The sequence below is a fragment of the Exiguobacterium sp. N5 genome (assembly GCF_025842465.1).
GTDB classification, from domain to species: domain Bacteria; phylum Bacillota; class Bacilli; order Exiguobacteriales; family Exiguobacteriaceae; genus Exiguobacterium; species Exiguobacterium profundum.
Window position 1 is genome coordinate 487,720 of record NZ_JAPAEP010000001.1, and the last position, 16,418, is coordinate 504,137.

Sequence of the window (16,418 nt, forward strand, 5' to 3'; positions counted from 1 at the left end):
GGCATCATGGGAGAAGTACTGTCTCAACAAGAAATTGATGCCTTACTATCTGCTTTAAGCAGTGGGGATGTCGAAGCGGACTCCTTTCTCGCGCAAGAGGAAGAGAAGAAAGTTCGACAATACGACTTCAAGCGAGCCGTTCGATTTTCAAAAGACCAAATTCGCAGCTTAACTCGGATTCACGAACATTTCACGCGTATGCTCACGACATTTTTCTCGGCTCAACTTCGCACATATGTTCAGTTTTCGGTCAACTCGGTCGAACAATTACCGTACGATGAATTCATTCATTCCATTCCGAGCATGACGATGATCAACTTGATTGAGGCGCCACCGTTAAACGGACGATTCATCATCGAAGTCAATCCGAACATCTCATACGCGATGCTAGACCGGTTACTCGGAGGTCCTGGTGTCGAGATGGATAAAATCGAATCGTTCACCGAAATTGAGATGCGGATTTTGATGCAATTGTACAAACGAGCCTTTTCGACTTATGGGGATGCTTGGGAATCGATTGCTGAGATTAAAGCAGAAATGTCAGCTGTTGAAGTGAATCCGCAGTTCCTGCAACTCGTTTCACCAAACGAAACGGTCGTCTTGATTTCGATTGGTGTGACGATTGGTGAAGTGAGCGGAACCATCAACGTTTGTCTTCCATTCGTGACAATCGAACCGGTATTGTCCAAACTATCAAGTCATTATTGGATGCAAGAAGCGAATCGACGGAATGCAAGTCAATCGAGTAAAGAGCCACTTAAAGCTCAATTGATGAACTCGACAGTCGAAGTTGTATCCTTACTCGGTGGGACGACAATCACGTTTGGAGATTTGTTGCATCTAGAAGTCGGAGATTGTTTGGCACTCGATCAATTAGCAAAAGAACCTCTGTCCGTCATGGTGGGGGAAAATAAAGTATTTAAAGGGCAAGTCGGTGTGAGCGGGAAGCGAATGGCGGTTCAAGTGCTTCACCGTGTGAAGGAGGAAGAGCAATGAGTGAGATGCTGTCACAAGATGAAATTGATGCGTTATTACGTGGGACAAGCGACAATACGCCGACGCCAGAAGTCGAAGCAAAAGAAGAACATTTAGATTCGATGGAGAGCGACGCACTCGGAGAAATTGGGAATATTTCATTCGGGAACTCGGCAACAGCCTTGTCAACATTATTACAACAGAAGGTTGAAATTACGACACCGGTTGTCAGTGAAGTGAGAATTGAAGCGTTACGCGAACGCTATCCCACTCCTCACGTGGCACTTCGAGTTGGCTATACAGAAGGAATCCAAGGGGAAAACGTTCTCGTATTGACTCGCGAAGATGCGGCAATCATCTCCGACCTCATGTTAGGTGGAAGTGGAGAGAATGTTGATCCGGAGAGCCTTGATGAGATTCGTTTATCAGCTGTTCAAGAAGCGATGAATCAAATGATGGGTGCGGCAGCAACGTCTTTATCGACGGTATTTTCGAAGAAAATTGACATCTCGCCACCGCTTGTCGAAGTGTTTGATGCAACAAAGAATCAGACAATCATCGATCGCCTTGAACTATGGGAGACGATGGTACTCATTGAGTTCAATCTCAAAGTAGGCACGTTGATTGATTCAACGATTGTCCAGATTGCACCAATTCAGTTTGGAAAGCAGTTAGTCGACGAGTTGATGAAAGCGACTGGAGAGGTCCAAGCGGCATCAGAACCGGTAAAAGAGCAGCCGAGAGCGGAAGCACCGAAACCACAGCCGCAAGCACAACAACCAGCACAGTCCGTTGCCCCACAACCAAACAAGCAAAAATCTATGCCGGAAGTAGCTGTGAGCCAGGCGGAATTCATGCCACTCCAATCACCGGCGTCACAAGAAACGGCCCCAGCAAATCTTGGGTTGCTGTATGATGTCCCGTTAAACGTGACAGTAGAGTTAGGAAGAACGAAAAAATCCGTTCGGGAAGTACTTGAGTTATCACAAGGCTCCATCATTGAACTCGACAAATTAGCAGGTGAGCCGGTAGACATTTATGTCAACCAACAGCGAATCGCTAGAGGAGAAGTCGTCGTCATTGAAGAAAACTTTGGGGTACGTGTAACAGAAATTATTCAACCGCATGAGCGGATCGGAATCGTTTAAGGAGGAATTTAGAATGAGTGCAAAAGTATTAGTAGTAGATGACGCAGCGTTCATGCGTATGATGATTAAGGACATTTTGACAAAGAACGGGTACGACGTAGTAGGTGAGGCGGAAAACGGAGCGGACGCTGTCGCGAAATATCGTGAACTCACACCGGATCTCGTCACACTTGACATCACGATGCCTGAGATGGATGGACTCGCAGCATTGAAAGAAATTCGTAGCTTCGACTCGAATGCGAAAATCATCATGTGTTCAGCGATGGGACAACAAGCGATGGTCATCGATGCCATTCAAGCTGGTGCAAAAGACTTTATCGTCAAACCTTTCAATGCAGAGCGTGTCATCGAAGCAGTTTCTAAAACGGTCGCACAATGAAGAAATGGTGGTTGATTATTCTTCTCGTGGTTGGGCTCTTCGGTCCAACCACGGTTGAGGCCGCCACCGTAGACCAACAATTCGAGCAACAACAGACAGATGAACAGGAAAGTAACGTTCCAACGACAGCGTCAACCATTGGCAATGGCGTGAAAGTCGTGTTAAGTCTCGTGGTCGTGGTCGGCGGATTTATCGTTTTGATGCGTTGGCTCGGTTCCAAAACACAAGGCGTGAAAGCGACTCAACATATGAAACATCTCGGAGGCGTCCCTCTTGGGAAAGACCGCTCTGTTCAGCTCGTGAAGCTCGGTGACCAGGTATATGTACTCGGTGTCGGCGATTCGATTCAACTGATCGATCGACTTGATGCGGACACGATGGAGGAAGAGCAAACGGAAACCTTGTCACTCCGAACGTCAAATTCGAATGCATTTTTAGACACCTTTAAGAAACAACTCGCTCAGCTAGAAGAAGTGAGGAAGAAATCATGACAACGTTTGAGCAATTGATCAATTTAGAAACACCGGACAGTACATCGACATCCATCAAGCTATTGATTTTGTTGACATTGCTGACGCTCGCACCATCCTTTTTAATCTTGATGACTTGCTTTACCCGTGTCGTGGTCGTCTTGTCATTCATTCGACCGGCGCTCGGTACACAGCAAACGCCACCGAACCAATTGATTGTCGGATTGGCACTGTTCATCACACTGTTCGTCATGTCTCCAGTTCTCTCTGACTTAAATGAGAACGCATTAAAACCATACCTCGATGACAAGATCTCACAAAATGAGGCGTTCGATGAGGCAAGTGGGACGATGAAAGAGTTCATGTCGAAATATACAAGACAAGAAGATTTACAACTGTTCTTAAAGTATGGGAATTATGAGCAGCCGGAGACACTAGATGATGTACCTCTCCTCGCTTTGGTTCCTGCTTATGCGATCAGTGAGTTGAAGACCGCTTTCCAAATCGGCTTCATGATTTTCTTACCGTTTTTAATCATTGATATGGTAGTCGCGAGTGTCCTCATGTCGATGGGGATGATGATGCTTCCTCCAGTCATGATTGCACTGCCGTTTAAATTATTATTGTTTGTATTGGTCGATGGCTGGCACTTGATTGTGGAATCATTGCTTAGAAGTATGTAGGGGGAACGGACATGACACAAGAAATGGTCATCTATTTGGCGACAGAGAGTGTGTGGACCTTATTAAAAATATCAATGCCACTTCTACTCATCTCACTGATCGTCGGTCTCGTGATCTCGATTTTACAGGCCACGACTCAAATTCAAGAACAAACGTTATCGTTCGTTCCGAAAATTATCTCGGTCTTCATCGGTCTCGTCATTTTTGGACCGTGGATGCTTCAACAGATTGAAGGGTTCACGCGTTTGATTTTTGAGTTGATGGTCGAGGTTGCTTCGAAATGAATGCAGTCGACTTCATCAGTATGTATGGATTAACGTTCGCGCGACTGTCTGGCTTTTTTGTCAGTGTCCCGTTGTTCTCGACGAGACAATTACCGGTCATGCACCGCGTCGCGTTCAGTGCGTTTTTAGCATACTATGCAATGTTCACATTGACCGAGCCAATTCAAATGACCAATGCGTTTGTCCTGCAAGTCGTCTATGAAGTCATGATCGGACTTTTACTCGGACTGTTGATCAACATCCTATTTTTTGCACCGCAAATTGCCGGTGGGGTCATCGATTTACAGCTCGGATTAGCGATGGCATCCGCATATGATCCGATGTTTGGCGGTCAATCACCATTGATTGGACGATTTTATTATATTTTTACGCTATTCATTTTGTTGACGAGCAACCTGCATCTTCTGCTGATTGACGGCATTTATTATAGCTTTCAAATCTATCCGCCTGGCCAACCGATGATCAATTTTACTGAAGCTTCATTGATGATGGCTGTAAAAGTCGTCACGATGACAATGATGGTCGCGTTGCAATTAGCGTTGCCGATGATGGCTTCCTTACTGCTTGTGGACTTAGCTCTCGGTTTTTTAGCGAAGTCAGCACCGCAATTCAATATCTTTGCCATCGGATTTTCATTTAAACTTATCGCTGGTTTTGCCGTCATGGTTTTATTGATGGGACTGACATTGACAGGAATCAGCCAGTTCATCCCGCTATTACAAGAAGTTATGCACGACTTTATGCTCATATTAGGAGACGCCTCATGAAGAAGCCTCTATATCCTTTATCGGTCAATCTACAGTTTTTTGCAGGTGAAAAGACAGAAAAAGCGACGCCACGTAAACGGGAAGACTCCCGAAAGAAGGGGCAGGTCGCCAAGTCAGCCGATTTGACTGGAGCGTTCGCACTTTTTGCGATGTTTCTCATGTTATCTTTTTTCGGTCCCGTGATTGGGCAGCAATTGCTTTCTTTAATCAGCGATTTACTCAGCCCAGAGTATTTATTGTTTAACGTGACGGGCGGCATGTCGGATATGATTGTCGACTTAATGCTCCGTGTCGGTTTGATTTTGGCTCCGTTCTTTATCGTCGCCGTCGTGTTTGGGATTCTCATCAATTACCTACAAATCGGAACGTTATTTTCTTTAGAAGCCATTCAACCAAAGCTTGAGCGGATCGACCCGATCAAGGGGGTCAAACGCATCGTCAGTATGAAAGCGGTCGTCGAATTTTTAAAGTCCTTATTCAAATTGTTAATCATCCTGACAACCGCTGTCGCTGTCCTTTGGAAAAATCAGAAAGAACTGTCTCGGATGGCCGTCGAACAAGTTCGTGAATCGATTGTCGCACTCGCGAGTATCACAATCGAACTTGGTCTTTGGGTAAGTGTCGCCTTGCTCGCACTTGCACTACTCGATTTATTCTACCAACGATTTGATTTCGAGAAATCGATCCGAATGTCTAAGCAAGATATAAAAGATGAGTACAAAAATACGGAAGGTGACCCTCTCATCAAATCTAAAATCAAACAGCAACAACGGGAAATGGCGATGCGACGGATGATGCAAGAGATACCGAATGCCGATGTCGTCATCACGAACCCGACCCATTACGCGGTCGTCATTCGATATGATGACACGAAAGATTTTGCGCCGCTCGTGGTCGCCAAAGGGGTCGACCGGGTCGCCTTTCATATTCGAGATGTCGCAAAAGAACATGACGTGGCCATTGTTGAAAATAAACCACTCGCGCGAGCGCTCTATGCGCAAATCGACATCGGTGAAGTGGTAGACGAATCGTTTTATCAAGCCATTGCGGAAGTACTGGCATTCGTCTATCAAATGAAACAACCGTCTTGAGGAGGAGTATGTGTTGGCAGTAAAAGCGAAAGACTTTGCAATTTTGATTGGTGTGTTGATGATTGTCATCATGCTGATCATCCCGCTACCGGGGTTTTTATTAGACTTTTTAATCATCGTAAATATTTTGATCGCCATCATGATTCTACTTGTGGCGATGAATGCCCGGGAAGCACTTGACTTCTCCGTATTCCCTTCTCTCTTATTGATTGTGACGTTGTTTCGTCTTGGTTTGAACGTATCGACGACCCGTTCGATTCTATCTAAAGGTTATGGTGGGGAAGTCATCGAGACGTTCGGTGATTTCGTCATCGGTGGAAATGTCCTTGTCGGATTTGTCGTCTTTCTGATTCTTGTCATCATTCAATTCGTCGTCATCACGAAAGGAGCAGAGCGTGTATCGGAAGTATCTGCTCGCTTCACACTCGATGCGATGCCGGGGAAACAGATGGCCATCGATGCCGATTTGAACTCTGGTTTAATTGACGACAAAGAAGCCCAGATGCGTCGCCGTAAAATTCAAAGCGAGGCAGACTTCTATGGATCAATGGACGGGGCATCGAAGTTCGTTAAAGGAGATGCCATCGCTGGTATTATCATCGTTACGATCAACTTGATCTTCGGGATTATCATCGGTGTCGTTCAAATGGGATTACCAGTTGGAGAAGCGTTCCAAACATTCTCACTCATGACAATCGGGGATGGCTTGGTCAGTCAAATCCCAGCACTTTTGATTTCGACCGCGACCGGGATCATCGTGACCCGTGCCGTCTCGGATGGAAACTTAGGGGAAGACGTAATCGACCAGCTCGGTCAAAACCCATCACTCCTTTATATCGCCGGGTCGATTGTCTTCATGCTTGGTTTTGTATCACCGCCCCTACTTCCTGTGACGATGATCATTGCCGGAACGGCATTCTTCGGCGCCTACACGATGCGTCGAAATATCCGTCAGGCAACGGAAGAGCCGATGCTCGAAGAGGAACCATCGACAGCGCCAACAGAATCAGTCGTCTCGCTGTTGCAGATTGACTCGATTGAATTTGAATTCGGGTATGGCTTGATTCCGCTTGCAGATGAGTCTCAAGGCGGTGACTTGTTAGACCGCGTTGTCATGATTCGTCGTCAACTCGCACTCGAGCTTGGCTTCATCTTACCGACGGTCCGGATTCGCGATCACTTGCAGTTATCACCGAACGCATACCGAATCAAAGTCAAAGGGAACGTCGTTGCAGAGGGAGAGCTATTGCTGGATCATTACTTGGCGATGAGCCCGGGCATCGAAGACCCTGAGGTATATGGAATTGAAACAACGGAACCAGCATTCGGTCTTCCTGCCCTTTGGATTGATGAAGAAACACGAACTCGGGCAGAAATGAGCGGGTATACCGTCGTTGATCCGCCTTCTGTTGTCGCGACTCACTTGACCGAGACGTTGAAGAAACATGCGGCTGATTTACTCGGTCGGGAAGAGACGAAACAACTCGTCGAGCACCTGAAAGAGACGCATCCGGTTCTCGTAGAGGACGTGACACCGTCAGTCCTTTCGATTGGCGAAATTCAGAAAGTGTTGCGCCACTTACTCCAAGAAAGTGTTTCCATTCGAAACTTGCCGCTTCTATTTGAAACGATGGCAGACTACGGAAAAGTGACGAAAGATGCGGAAATCTTAGGAGAGTATTGCCGACAAGGGTTGTCCCGTCAATTGACCGATCAAGTCAAACCACCTGAAGGTCCCCTTTACGTCGTGACACTCGGCGGACAGACGGAACAGACGGTGCAAGATGCGGTTCAAAAAACGGAGTTCGGGAACTATTTGGCGCTCGACCCAGAGCAAGCTCGAGAGATTATCGAACGCACTGGAGAACAACTGTCGATGTTTGAACGATATGGGGCATCGGCTGTGATTTTATGTTCCCCAACGATTCGTCTGTTCGTTCGTCAATTACTCGAACGGTATTATCCAGATGTGCCGGTATTGGCTTATAACGAATTACTTAGTTCCGTCGAAGTGAAAAGTATTGGGGTGATTTAACATGCAGATTAAAAAGTTTACGGCGAAGACCATGGCTGATGCGATGGCGAAAGTGAAACAAGAGCTCGGAGACGAAGCGGTCATCCTCAACTCACGACAAGTGAAGACAGGATGGTTCGGTCTCTTTGCGTCAAAGCAAGTGGAGGTCATCGCAGCCCTCGAAAAAGAGCAAGTCGTCACAAAGCCACGACAGCCAGTCCCTGTTCGGACAGCACCAACACCACCTGTCGTGACGCAGACGCCACCACGTGTGATCGGAGGAGCGGGACCGAGACTACACGCCTCGTTGCAACACGTCGAATCACTGCTCTCGACTGAATCCTTTGCGGATGAGTCGTGGGAGGAAACGCTGAACGAACTATACTACACGACAAAATCTGTAAAAGAAGCTGAACGTTTCGTTTACGAACAAGTCAAATCGTCGTTCATTGAACCGCCTGAAGCTAAACGATATGTTATGGTCGTTGGACCGACGGGGGTCGGCAAGACGACCACGCTCGCCAAACTTGCGGCGCACTTCAAGCTGACGGAAGGCAAAACGGTCGGATTGATCACGACCGACACGTATCGAATCGCTGCCATCGAACAGCTGAAGACGTATGCTGAAATCATGAGTATTCCGGTGGAAGTGGCATATGACTTTCATGACTTCAAGCGTGCCAAGCAATTGTTTGCTCGTAAAGACATCGTGCTAATCGACACGGCGGGACGAAATTTCCGCGATCCGGCTTACGTCGAACAGTTTCATGAACATCACGACTTCACTGAAACAAGCCTTTCGCTCGTTTTGAGTTTGACATCCAAAACGAAGGACATGGATATGATCTATTCGCAATTCGAGTCATTGCCTCTTAGCTCACTCATTTTTACGAAGGCGGACGAGACAAGTGATATCCACGCGATGTACCGCATGGTGAAAAAGAGCGGTCTTCCGGTCGCCTGGATGACAGACGGCCAAGAAGTGCCGGACGATCTGATTCGGGGGCATGCGGACGCACTGACGAAACGACTGTTTGAGAAAGAAGGGTGGGCAAGATGGACCAAGCAAGGCGTTTAAGAGCAATCAATGCTGCCCATCCGACGACAATCGCCTTTGCTAGTGGGAAAGGTGGGGTCGGAAAGACGAACGTCTGTGTAAACACGGCCATCGCCCTAGCTGAACTCGGAAAACGAGTGTTGATTGTCGACTTTGACATCGGAATGGCCAATGTGCACATCTTGATGAATGCCATGAAGTCCAGAACGATGATCGAGACCGTCAAAGCTCGTATTCCATTGGCTGCAGCTGTTCAGAAAAATGTATATGGTGTCGATATATTACATGGAGGGAGTGGGCAGGACCAACTCGTCCATCTCTCAGATGATGACATGCAATTTCTCATGCGAGAACTCGAAGTATTGACCGAATATGATTATGTCCTGTTCGATATGGGGGCTGGAGCGACGGACACCTCACTCCAATTCATCGCGGGTTGCGATGAGATGTTCTTGATTTTGACTCCAGAACCTACCTCGCTAATGGACGGTTATGCATATACGAAACTGGTGCACCATCAGTACCCGGACTTACCGCTTGGCGTCATCGTCAACCGAGCCCAGTCCGGTGAGGAAGCCCTTCAATGTTTCGAACGGATGGAAGTCGCATGTAAACAGTTTTTAAATAAGACGATTCGATTCCTCGGCTTTCTACCAGACGACTCATCTGTCAGAAAGGCAGTCATCGCCCAAGTCCCGTTTTATCAATACAACCGAAAGAGTGATATTAGCTGGCGCCTCGAACGAATTTTGACAACGCTTACGGGTACGCCTCCGAAACCACGTCACTTGATGGACCGTTTGATGGGGAACTTACGAAAACAGTGGAACCGAGTATAACGACAGGGAGGCAAATGAGATGGACGTGAATGAATACTTAGGGTTGTTTTTAGATGAATCCCAAGAACATATCCAATCAATCAACACACAATTACTTAAATTAGAACAATCGGGTGGGGCGGATGTTGTACAGGAGATCTTCCGGTCGGCACACACGCTAAAAGGGATGTCTTCGACGATGGGGTACGAACGCGTTGCCAACTTGACACATGAGATGGAGAGCGCGCTCGACCTCGTCCGTGGCGGCAAAAAGGAAAGTAACCAACTCTTGTTGGATACGATGTTCATCGCCATGGAACAGATGGAAGACATGATTGCGGACATCGAAAGCGGAGGACAAGGCGCGAACGTGGATGTATCAGAAACGGTCGCTGCATTCCAATCCTTCATCGGTGGGAAAGAAGTCGCAGTCGAAAAAACTTCAGAGACGAGCACGTTTGAGATTGATTTATATACGACCTCGGTCATCGAGCAAGCCAAACAGACAGGCTTTGAGGCGTATCAAATCACAGTCAAACTGTCTGACGCGGTCGTCTTGAAAGCGGCCCGTGCGTATATGGTATTCGATCGCCTTCAAGAACTAGGTGAGGTCGTCAGCACACATCCGGAGACAGAAGAAATCGAACAAGAGCAATTTGACTTGTCGTTCGACGTCTTATTCTTGTCACAAGAGACGGCAGAAGTGATTGAACATGCCATCGCTCAAGTATCGGAAGTGGAGCACGTCGAAGTCAATGCGTTTACAGAAACAGCGGTCAGTGAGCCAGAAGTCGCTGTGACAGCGGAGACGATTGCACCTGAACCTGTCGTTCAAGCTACCTCGGACAAGGAAGAAGCGAAAGATACGAAAGAGCAAGTAGCCGCTCAAGCACAAGCAAAAACGATTCGCGTCAACTTAGAACGAATTGATCGTCTGATGAACTTGTTTGAAGAGTTCATTATCGACCGTGGACGCCTTGAGCGCCTGGCGGACGAAGTCGGTCAACCAGAATTGAATGAAACGGTCGAAAAAATCAAGCGGGGAACGAACGAGTTACAATCACTCGTCTTGACCCTCCGGATGATGCCAATCGAACAAGTGTTCAATCGCTTCCCACGAATGGTGCGTTCGGTCGCAAAAGAGATTCATAAAAAAGTCCAGTTGGACATTTCAGGTGCTGAAACAGAACTCGATCGCACGGTCATCGATGAAATTGGCGATCCGCTCGTCCACTTGATCCGTAACGCCATCGATCACGGCATCGAACGTCCGGAAGTACGTCTTCAAGCCGGAAAACCGGAGCAGGGCATGCTTGCACTCCGTGCGTATCACGGCGGAAACCGAGTCTTCATTGAAATCGAGGACGATGGTGCCGGCATCAACGTCGACAAGGTTCGTTCGAAAGCGTTGGAGCGCGGCGTGATCACAGATGAAGAAGCGACGACGATGTCTGAGAACGAATTGGCGATGCTGATCTTTGCTCCGGGCTTCTCGACGGCAGACGTGGTCACTGACTTGTCAGGACGCGGTGTCGGACTGGATGTCGTCAAAAATAAAATCGAGTCACTCGGTGGGGTCGTTTCTCTAGAGACGGTTGGGGGACAAGGCACGAAGTTCCAGGTCAGCTTACCGCTCACCCTCTCTATCATCTCGGCGATGCTCGTTCAAGTGGGAGAGGAATCGTATGCGATTCCATTGACATCGATCCTTGAGACGACATTACTTGATGAAGCGGACATTTTGACAGCACACCGTGAGCGAGTCTTCGACTTCCGTGGTCAACTGGTCCCACTCGTCTACATGAAAGAAATGTTTGGCATCGAATCAGAGACGAAGTCGCAATTCCCGGTCGTCGTCGTTCGAAAAGGCAACAAACTCGTCGGCGTCGTCGTCAACGATTTGATCGGTCAACAAGAAATTGTCATGAAACCGCTCGGTACGTATCTTGAAGGGATTCCAGCTATCTCTGGTGCGACCATTCTTGGTGACGGTCGCGTCGCCCTTATCGTAGATAGTAACGATCTCTTTTAAGGAGGAATATTGATGGAACAGAAATGGGTAGTCTTTTCACTTGAAGAAAATACGTATGGGATCGACGTACAGTCGGTCCGTTCAATCGAGCGACTTCAGCCGATCACACGAGTGCCGAACGCACCGTCACATGTGAAAGGGGTCATCAACCTTCGTGGTGTCGTCACGCCGGTCATCGACCTTCGCTTGCGACTCGGCTACGAAGAAATCGAACCAACGGATGAGACACGCATCCTGATCGCCTCGTTGAATCAAGGAGATGCCGGATTTATCGTCGACCGTGCGAATGAGGTCGTGGAAAGCGACGAAGTACGAATCGAACCGATTCCGGAATCGAGCCGCGATATGCTCTCGGCACATTTGACAGCCATCGCAAAAGGAGAAGATAAACTCTTCTCTTTACTCGATGCGAATGCGTTGTTTGAGGAACAGTATGCTGAGTGAGTTTGAACAAGACCTGTTAAAGGAACTGGGAAATATAGGGTCTGGACATGCGGCGACTGCCTTGTCGGCAATGCTTTCGAAACCGGTGAACATTACCGTGTCTTCTGCCGAAATGGAACCGATCACCTATTTACCAGAGCGAGTCGGCGGTCCGGAACGACATGTTGCCTCGGTCTTGTTGGAATTAGATGGTGATATTCGTGGAATGATCCTCATTTTGTTCGCCGTGGAAGATGCCGAGCAAATGGTTTCGACCTTGATTGGGATGCCATATTCATTTGATTCTTTTGATGAGCTCGGCCAATCGGCTTGGGAAGAGGTCGGGAATATTATGAGCGGTGCTTATGCGCGAGCGCTAGGTGACTGGTTACAGACACCGATTATGATTCAAGTGCCGGCAACGGCCATCGATATGGCAGGTTCGATTGTTGAATTTGTCGTCACGTCTGTACAACCTGAGGAAGACGCGGCGCTCTATATCGACACGACATTTATGATTGATCAAAAAGTAAGTGCAGGACATGTGTTGTTCCTACCAACACATGGGTCGCTCAAACGGATTCAAGAACGGTTGCTTGGCAATGGCTGATGTATTAAAAATCGGCATTGCCGAATGGAAGCAGACGACCGCACCAAATCGGTTACGTACAGCCGGACTCGGGTCATGTGTGGGTGTCATTTTATATGACACCCGCCTCCAATTGGCAGCGATGGCACATGTCATGTTGCCGGACTCGACGATTGCTCGTAAGAACCAGACGATTGAAGTAGGAAAATACGCAGATACAGCCATTGATACACTCGTGCATTCATTGAAACGAGAAGGGGCCACACGGCTTCAAGCAAAGATGGCAGGCGGCGCTCAGATGTTTCAGTTTAAATATGAGAACGAGGCGATGCGAATCGGTGAGCGAAACGCCGAGGCCATCCGCCAAGCATTAAAAGTCCATCGTATTCCGCTCGTGGCAGAAGATTGTGGCGGACATAACGGGCGGACAATCGAGTTTGATGTCGCAACATCTGTCTTATCGATTCGGACGGTGAGCGTGGGTACGAAAGAACTATAAGGGGGGATCGACATGACGACTCATCTTACACAGTTGTGGGATCGCTGGAATATGGACCGTGATATGGATACAGCAAACGAATTACTAGCACATTACGAGTTTCTCATCCACTACCACGTACAACGGATGATCGTGACGCTTCCAAAGAGCGTCGAACGCGACGAATTGAAAAGTTTGGGTTACATGGGATTGTACGATGCCCTTATGAAATATGATCCAGAGCACAATAATAAATTTGATACGTATGCTGCGTTTCGGATTCGTGGAGCCATTATCGACGGTTTACGAAAAGTGGATTGGTTACCTCGGTCGGTTCGAGAAAAAGTGAAAAAAATCGATCAGGTGGCAGAACAGCTTGAACAGTCGTTACATCGTGCTCCAACGAAGAGCGAGTTAGCTTCGGCATGCGACTTACCGATTGCAGAAATCGAACGAACGATGGCGGAAGGGTACTTTGCCAATATGTTGTCGATTGATGAGGCCGTGACGTTGCAAGAAGAAGGAAAAGTCATGTCTGTCACGTATTTCGACCCGGATTCTGAAAAGCCAGAAGATACGTTGTTGCAACGCGAATTGATTGATGTGCTGGCAGCAGAAGTCGACCATTTATCCGAAAAAGAACGACTCGTCGTCTCTTTGTTTTACTTTGACGAACTGACGTTGACGGAGATTGGGGAAGTGCTCGAACTGTCAACATCACGGATTTCGCAAATTCATTCCAAAGCGTTGAAGACATTAAAACACGCGCTCGGTCGGTCCTATTTAGAAGAAAAGACATCGTAAGGAGATGAACAAGTGTATATTGTATATGTGATCACAGCTTGTTTGGTTGCTTACGGTTTTTTATTCGGCTACCGACAAGTCCAAGCGCTTCAGGAACGAGTCGAACGGCTCGAACGAGAGAAGCAAGAGACCGAGACGTTGCTTCTTTCATTCATGGAGTCGATGAACGACCTCGTTGTTCAAGAACCCGTTGAACGTTCGAACGTGGTTCAACAGGAAGAAGCTTCATCGCTCCCTGTCAATGAGTCCATCCAAACGGTCGTAGAGGCGACAGAAGAGACGACCCCGTCCGCGTCAATCGACGTGGACGATGTCTTGTTGCGACATTCCGTGCGGGACGCTGCCCGTATCCTCGGAAAAGGCGAGGGCGAGCTTGCGCTTTATGCGAAACTTCGTAAAAAGTGAGAGTTGCCGGATTTCGTGACATATGCTATAGTAATTCTCGGTGTTAAACACATCACACACGTCTCGGGATGATATTCCTCGGTGCCGAAAGGTCGGAATACAACAATGAACGAGGCGGAGGACTTTTTTAAACCACAAGGAGGAAATTTATCATGGCAGTAATTTCAATGAAGCAATTGCTTGAAGCTGGTGTACACTTCGGTCACCAAACACGCCGTTGGAACCCAAAAATGGCGAAATACATCTTCACAGAGCGTAACGGGATCTACATCATCGACCTTCAAAAGACGGTCAAAAAAGTAGACGAAGCTTACAACTTTGTTCGTGAACTCGCGGCAGAAGGCGGAAACGTCCTCTTCGTTGGTACGAAAAAACAAGCTCAAGATACAATCAAAGAGGAAGCAATCCGTTCTGGAATGTTCTTCATTAACGAGCGTTGGTTGGGTGGAACACTCACTAACTTCTCAACAATCAAAAAGCGTATCAACCGCTTGAAGCAACTCGAAAAAATGGAAGAAGACGGCACGTTCGAAGTACTTCCTAAGAAAGAAGTCATCATCTTGAAGAAAGAAATGACTCGTCTTGAGAAGTTCCTCGGCGGAATCAAGGATATGCCTGGTGTGCCTGACGCCCTCTTCATCGTTGACCCACGTAAAGAGCGTATCGCAATTGCGGAAGCTCACAAATTGAACATCCCAATCGTTGCGATTGTCGACACAAACTGTGACCCAGACGAAATCGACTACGTAATCCCAGCGAACGACGATGCAATTCGTGCAGTTAAATTGCTCACTTCTAAGATGGCAGATGCAATCATCGAAGCGAAGCAAGGTGAAGAAGAAGTTGCTGAAGAAGCTGTAGCGACAGAAGCTGAAGCTACAGAAGCTGAGTAATCAGTGAGACAATAGGTGATAAAGGGAAAGCCTTTTATCACCTTTTTTTAGGACATGTAATCAAAAAGCCCTGTGCTTTTTCTTAAAATTCGTTAGTTTTACAAGGAGGAATTTCCGATGGCAGTTACAGCAGCAATGGTAAAAGAACTTCGTGAAAAAACAGGAGCAGGAATGCTTGATTGCAAAAAAGCACTCGTTGAAACAGACGGTGACATGCAAGCAGCAATCGACTTCCTTCGCGAAAAAGGAATCGCTAAAGCAGCAGCAAAAGGTGATCGTATCGCCGCTGAAGGTTTGACAGCAGTAGCAGTTGAAGGCAACAAAGCTGTGCTCGTCGAAATCAACTCAGAAACAGACTTCGTGGCGAAGAACGAGAAGTTCCAAACACTCGTAAACAACGTAGCAAAAGCAGTACTCGCATCAGGAGCAACAACTGCAGAAGCTGCACTCGCGGCTGAGTACGAAGCAGGTAAAACACTTGAAACGTACATTCAAGAAGAAGCTTCGACAATCGGAGAGAAAATCTCACTCCGTCGTGTAGCTGTTCTTGAAAAAGCTGACGATGCAGTATTCGGTACGTACCTCCACATGGGTGGTCGCATCGGGTCAGTCGTTGTAATCGACGGCACATCTGACGAAACAGTTGCTAAAGACGTTGCAATGCACGTTGCTGCAGCACGTCCACTTTACGCGACACGCGATGAAGTATCAGCTGAAGAAATCGACCGCGAGAAGAAAGTCTTGACTGAGCAAGCACTTAACGAAGGCAAGCCTGCTAACATCGTTGAGAAGATGATTGCTGGTCGTATGAACAAGTACTTCGAGGAAATCTGCCTCGTTGACCAAACGTTCGTAAAAGACAGCGACTTCAAAGTTGGTAAGTACGTAGAATCAAAAGGCGGAAAAATCAACTCGTTCGTACGCTTCGAAGTAGGAGAAGGTATGGAGAAACGTGAAGAGAACTTTGCTGAAGAAGTTATGAACCAACTTAAAAAATAATCTGTGTCACAATCAGTGATGCAACTAAAAATGGGAACACGTCTGTATAACCTTGAGTTAGTTCGTTAAGGGAGCGTGTTCCCTTTTTTCAAGCAAGAGGAGGCAAAGT

At 47.4% G+C, this 16,418-nt stretch carries 19 protein-coding genes; all 19 read left to right on the forward strand.

The window, feature by feature from the left end; translation table 11 throughout:
- Positions 1-6: 6 nt before the first annotated feature.
- The 19 genes from fliM to tsf all read left to right on the forward strand — a co-directional run bounded on the left by fliM (position 7) and on the right by tsf (position 16,309).
- A complete protein-coding gene (fliM, locus tag OKS35_RS02525; protein WP_214817277.1) occupies positions 7-996 on the forward strand; it encodes a flagellar motor switch protein FliM in 990 nt (329 codons plus the stop codon).
- Positions 993-2,123, forward strand: a complete 1,131-nt coding sequence (gene fliY / locus OKS35_RS02530; protein ID WP_264092411.1) for a flagellar motor switch phosphatase FliY — start codon at positions 993-995, stop codon at positions 2,121-2,123. The genes fliM and fliY overlap by 4 nt, the downstream gene beginning before the upstream one ends.
- 13 nt (positions 2,124-2,136) lie before the next feature.
- Positions 2,137-2,502 carry a response regulator gene (locus OKS35_RS02535; RefSeq protein ID WP_015881400.1) on the forward strand — a complete coding sequence of 122 codons (366 nt, stop codon included), beginning with the start codon at positions 2,137-2,139 and terminating at the stop codon, positions 2,500-2,502.
- Positions 2,499-2,993, forward strand: coding sequence for a flagellar biosynthetic protein FliO (locus tag OKS35_RS02540; protein ID WP_074037238.1), 495 nt, complete (start codon positions 2,499-2,501; stop codon positions 2,991-2,993). The genes OKS35_RS02535 and OKS35_RS02540 overlap by 4 nt, the downstream gene beginning before the upstream one ends.
- Positions 2,990-3,655 (forward strand): flagellar type III secretion system pore protein FliP, encoded by a 666-nt coding sequence (fliP, locus tag OKS35_RS02545; RefSeq protein ID WP_074037237.1) that lies wholly within the window; start codon positions 2,990-2,992, stop codon positions 3,653-3,655. The genes OKS35_RS02540 and fliP overlap by 4 nt, the downstream gene beginning before the upstream one ends.
- A gap of 11 nt (positions 3,656-3,666) precedes the next feature.
- On the forward strand, positions 3,667-3,939 hold the full coding sequence (gene fliQ, locus OKS35_RS02550; RefSeq protein ID WP_015881403.1) for a flagellar biosynthesis protein FliQ: 273 nt from the start codon (positions 3,667-3,669) through the stop codon (positions 3,937-3,939).
- Positions 3,936-4,706 (forward strand): flagellar biosynthetic protein FliR, encoded by a 771-nt coding sequence (fliR, locus tag OKS35_RS02555; RefSeq protein WP_074037236.1) that lies wholly within the window; start codon positions 3,936-3,938, stop codon positions 4,704-4,706. Before fliQ ends, fliR begins: the two co-directional genes overlap by 4 nt.
- Entirely contained in the window at positions 4,703-5,797 is a 1,095-nt protein-coding gene (gene flhB / locus OKS35_RS02560; protein WP_214782955.1) for a flagellar biosynthesis protein FlhB, read from the forward strand. Before fliR ends, flhB begins: the two co-directional genes overlap by 4 nt.
- Before the next feature lie 13 nt (positions 5,798-5,810).
- Complete coding sequence (flhA, locus tag OKS35_RS02565; RefSeq protein WP_256440172.1) at positions 5,811-7,832, forward strand: flagellar biosynthesis protein FlhA; 2,022 nt, start codon at positions 5,811-5,813, stop codon at positions 7,830-7,832.
- A gap of 1 nt (position 7,833) precedes the next feature.
- Positions 7,834-8,889, forward strand: coding sequence for a GTP-binding protein (locus OKS35_RS02570; RefSeq protein ID WP_214782958.1), 1,056 nt, complete (start codon positions 7,834-7,836; stop codon positions 8,887-8,889).
- Positions 8,868-9,707 carry a MinD/ParA family protein gene (locus OKS35_RS02575; RefSeq protein WP_074037232.1) on the forward strand — a complete coding sequence of 280 codons (840 nt, stop codon included), beginning with the start codon at positions 8,868-8,870 and terminating at the stop codon, positions 9,705-9,707. Before OKS35_RS02570 ends, OKS35_RS02575 begins: the two co-directional genes overlap by 22 nt.
- A gap of 19 nt (positions 9,708-9,726) precedes the next feature.
- Positions 9,727-11,718, forward strand: coding sequence for a chemotaxis protein CheA (locus OKS35_RS02580; RefSeq protein WP_264092412.1), 1,992 nt, complete (start codon positions 9,727-9,729; stop codon positions 11,716-11,718).
- A 12-nt stretch (positions 11,719-11,730) separates the two neighbouring features.
- On the forward strand, positions 11,731-12,162 hold the full coding sequence (locus tag OKS35_RS02585; protein WP_015881410.1) for a chemotaxis protein CheW: 432 nt from the start codon (positions 11,731-11,733) through the stop codon (positions 12,160-12,162).
- A complete protein-coding gene (locus tag OKS35_RS02590; protein WP_015881411.1) occupies positions 12,152-12,751 on the forward strand; it encodes a chemotaxis protein CheC in 600 nt (199 codons plus the stop codon). The genes OKS35_RS02585 and OKS35_RS02590 overlap by 11 nt, the downstream gene beginning before the upstream one ends.
- Complete coding sequence (locus tag OKS35_RS02595) at positions 12,744-13,229, forward strand: chemotaxis protein CheD (protein ID WP_031421691.1); 486 nt, start codon at positions 12,744-12,746, stop codon at positions 13,227-13,229. Before OKS35_RS02590 ends, OKS35_RS02595 begins: the two co-directional genes overlap by 8 nt.
- Positions 13,230-13,241: 12 nt before the next feature.
- Complete coding sequence (locus tag OKS35_RS02600; RefSeq protein ID WP_159562099.1) at positions 13,242-14,012, forward strand: FliA/WhiG family RNA polymerase sigma factor; 771 nt, start codon at positions 13,242-13,244, stop codon at positions 14,010-14,012.
- A 12-nt stretch (positions 14,013-14,024) separates the two neighbouring features.
- Positions 14,025-14,417, forward strand: coding sequence for a hypothetical protein (locus tag OKS35_RS02605; RefSeq protein ID WP_214782964.1), 393 nt, complete (start codon positions 14,025-14,027; stop codon positions 14,415-14,417).
- Positions 14,418-14,569: 152 nt separating this feature from the next.
- Positions 14,570-15,310, forward strand: a complete 741-nt coding sequence (gene rpsB, locus OKS35_RS02610) for a 30S ribosomal protein S2 (protein WP_015881415.1) — start codon at positions 14,570-14,572, stop codon at positions 15,308-15,310.
- A gap of 117 nt (positions 15,311-15,427) precedes the next feature.
- Positions 15,428-16,309: a translation elongation factor Ts gene (gene tsf / locus OKS35_RS02615; RefSeq protein WP_078146717.1), complete on the forward strand. Its 882-nt coding sequence runs from the start codon at positions 15,428-15,430 to the stop codon at positions 16,307-16,309.
- Positions 16,310-16,418 lie beyond the last annotated feature (109 nt).

What these genes read in the sequence shown, in the direction of transcription:
- OKS35_RS02575 (WP_074037232.1), top strand. Translation starts at nt 8,868, where the DNA reads ATGGACCAAGCAAGGCGTTTAAGAGCAATCAATGCTGCCCATCCGACG.
- fliQ (WP_015881403.1), top strand. Translation starts at nt 3,667, where the DNA reads ATGACACAAGAAATGGTCATCTATTTGGCGACAGAGAGTGTGTGGACC.
- fliY (WP_264092411.1), top strand. Translation starts at nt 993, where the DNA reads ATGAGTGAGATGCTGTCACAAGATGAAATTGATGCGTTATTACGTGGG.
- tsf (WP_078146717.1), top strand. Translation starts at nt 15,428, where the DNA reads ATGGCAGTTACAGCAGCAATGGTAAAAGAACTTCGTGAAAAAACAGGA.
- fliR (WP_074037236.1), top strand. Translation starts at nt 3,936, where the DNA reads ATGAATGCAGTCGACTTCATCAGTATGTATGGATTAACGTTCGCGCGA.
- OKS35_RS02570 (WP_214782958.1), top strand. Translation starts at nt 7,834, where the DNA reads ATGCAGATTAAAAAGTTTACGGCGAAGACCATGGCTGATGCGATGGCG.
- OKS35_RS02585 (WP_015881410.1), top strand. Translation starts at nt 11,731, where the DNA reads ATGGAACAGAAATGGGTAGTCTTTTCACTTGAAGAAAATACGTATGGG.
- fliP (WP_074037237.1), top strand. Translation starts at nt 2,990, where the DNA reads ATGACAACGTTTGAGCAATTGATCAATTTAGAAACACCGGACAGTACA.
- flhB (WP_214782955.1), top strand. Translation starts at nt 4,703, where the DNA reads ATGAAGAAGCCTCTATATCCTTTATCGGTCAATCTACAGTTTTTTGCA.
- OKS35_RS02580 (WP_264092412.1), top strand. Translation starts at nt 9,727, where the DNA reads ATGGACGTGAATGAATACTTAGGGTTGTTTTTAGATGAATCCCAAGAA.
- OKS35_RS02590 (WP_015881411.1), top strand. Translation starts at nt 12,152, where the DNA reads ATGCTGAGTGAGTTTGAACAAGACCTGTTAAAGGAACTGGGAAATATA.
- rpsB (WP_015881415.1), top strand. Translation starts at nt 14,570, where the DNA reads ATGGCAGTAATTTCAATGAAGCAATTGCTTGAAGCTGGTGTACACTTC.
- fliM (WP_214817277.1), top strand. Translation starts at nt 7, where the DNA reads ATGGGAGAAGTACTGTCTCAACAAGAAATTGATGCCTTACTATCTGCT.
- OKS35_RS02540 (WP_074037238.1), top strand. Translation starts at nt 2,499, where the DNA reads ATGAAGAAATGGTGGTTGATTATTCTTCTCGTGGTTGGGCTCTTCGGT.
- OKS35_RS02600 (WP_159562099.1), top strand. Translation starts at nt 13,242, where the DNA reads ATGACGACTCATCTTACACAGTTGTGGGATCGCTGGAATATGGACCGT.
- OKS35_RS02595 (WP_031421691.1), top strand. Translation starts at nt 12,744, where the DNA reads ATGGCTGATGTATTAAAAATCGGCATTGCCGAATGGAAGCAGACGACC.
- OKS35_RS02535 (WP_015881400.1), top strand. Translation starts at nt 2,137, where the DNA reads ATGAGTGCAAAAGTATTAGTAGTAGATGACGCAGCGTTCATGCGTATG.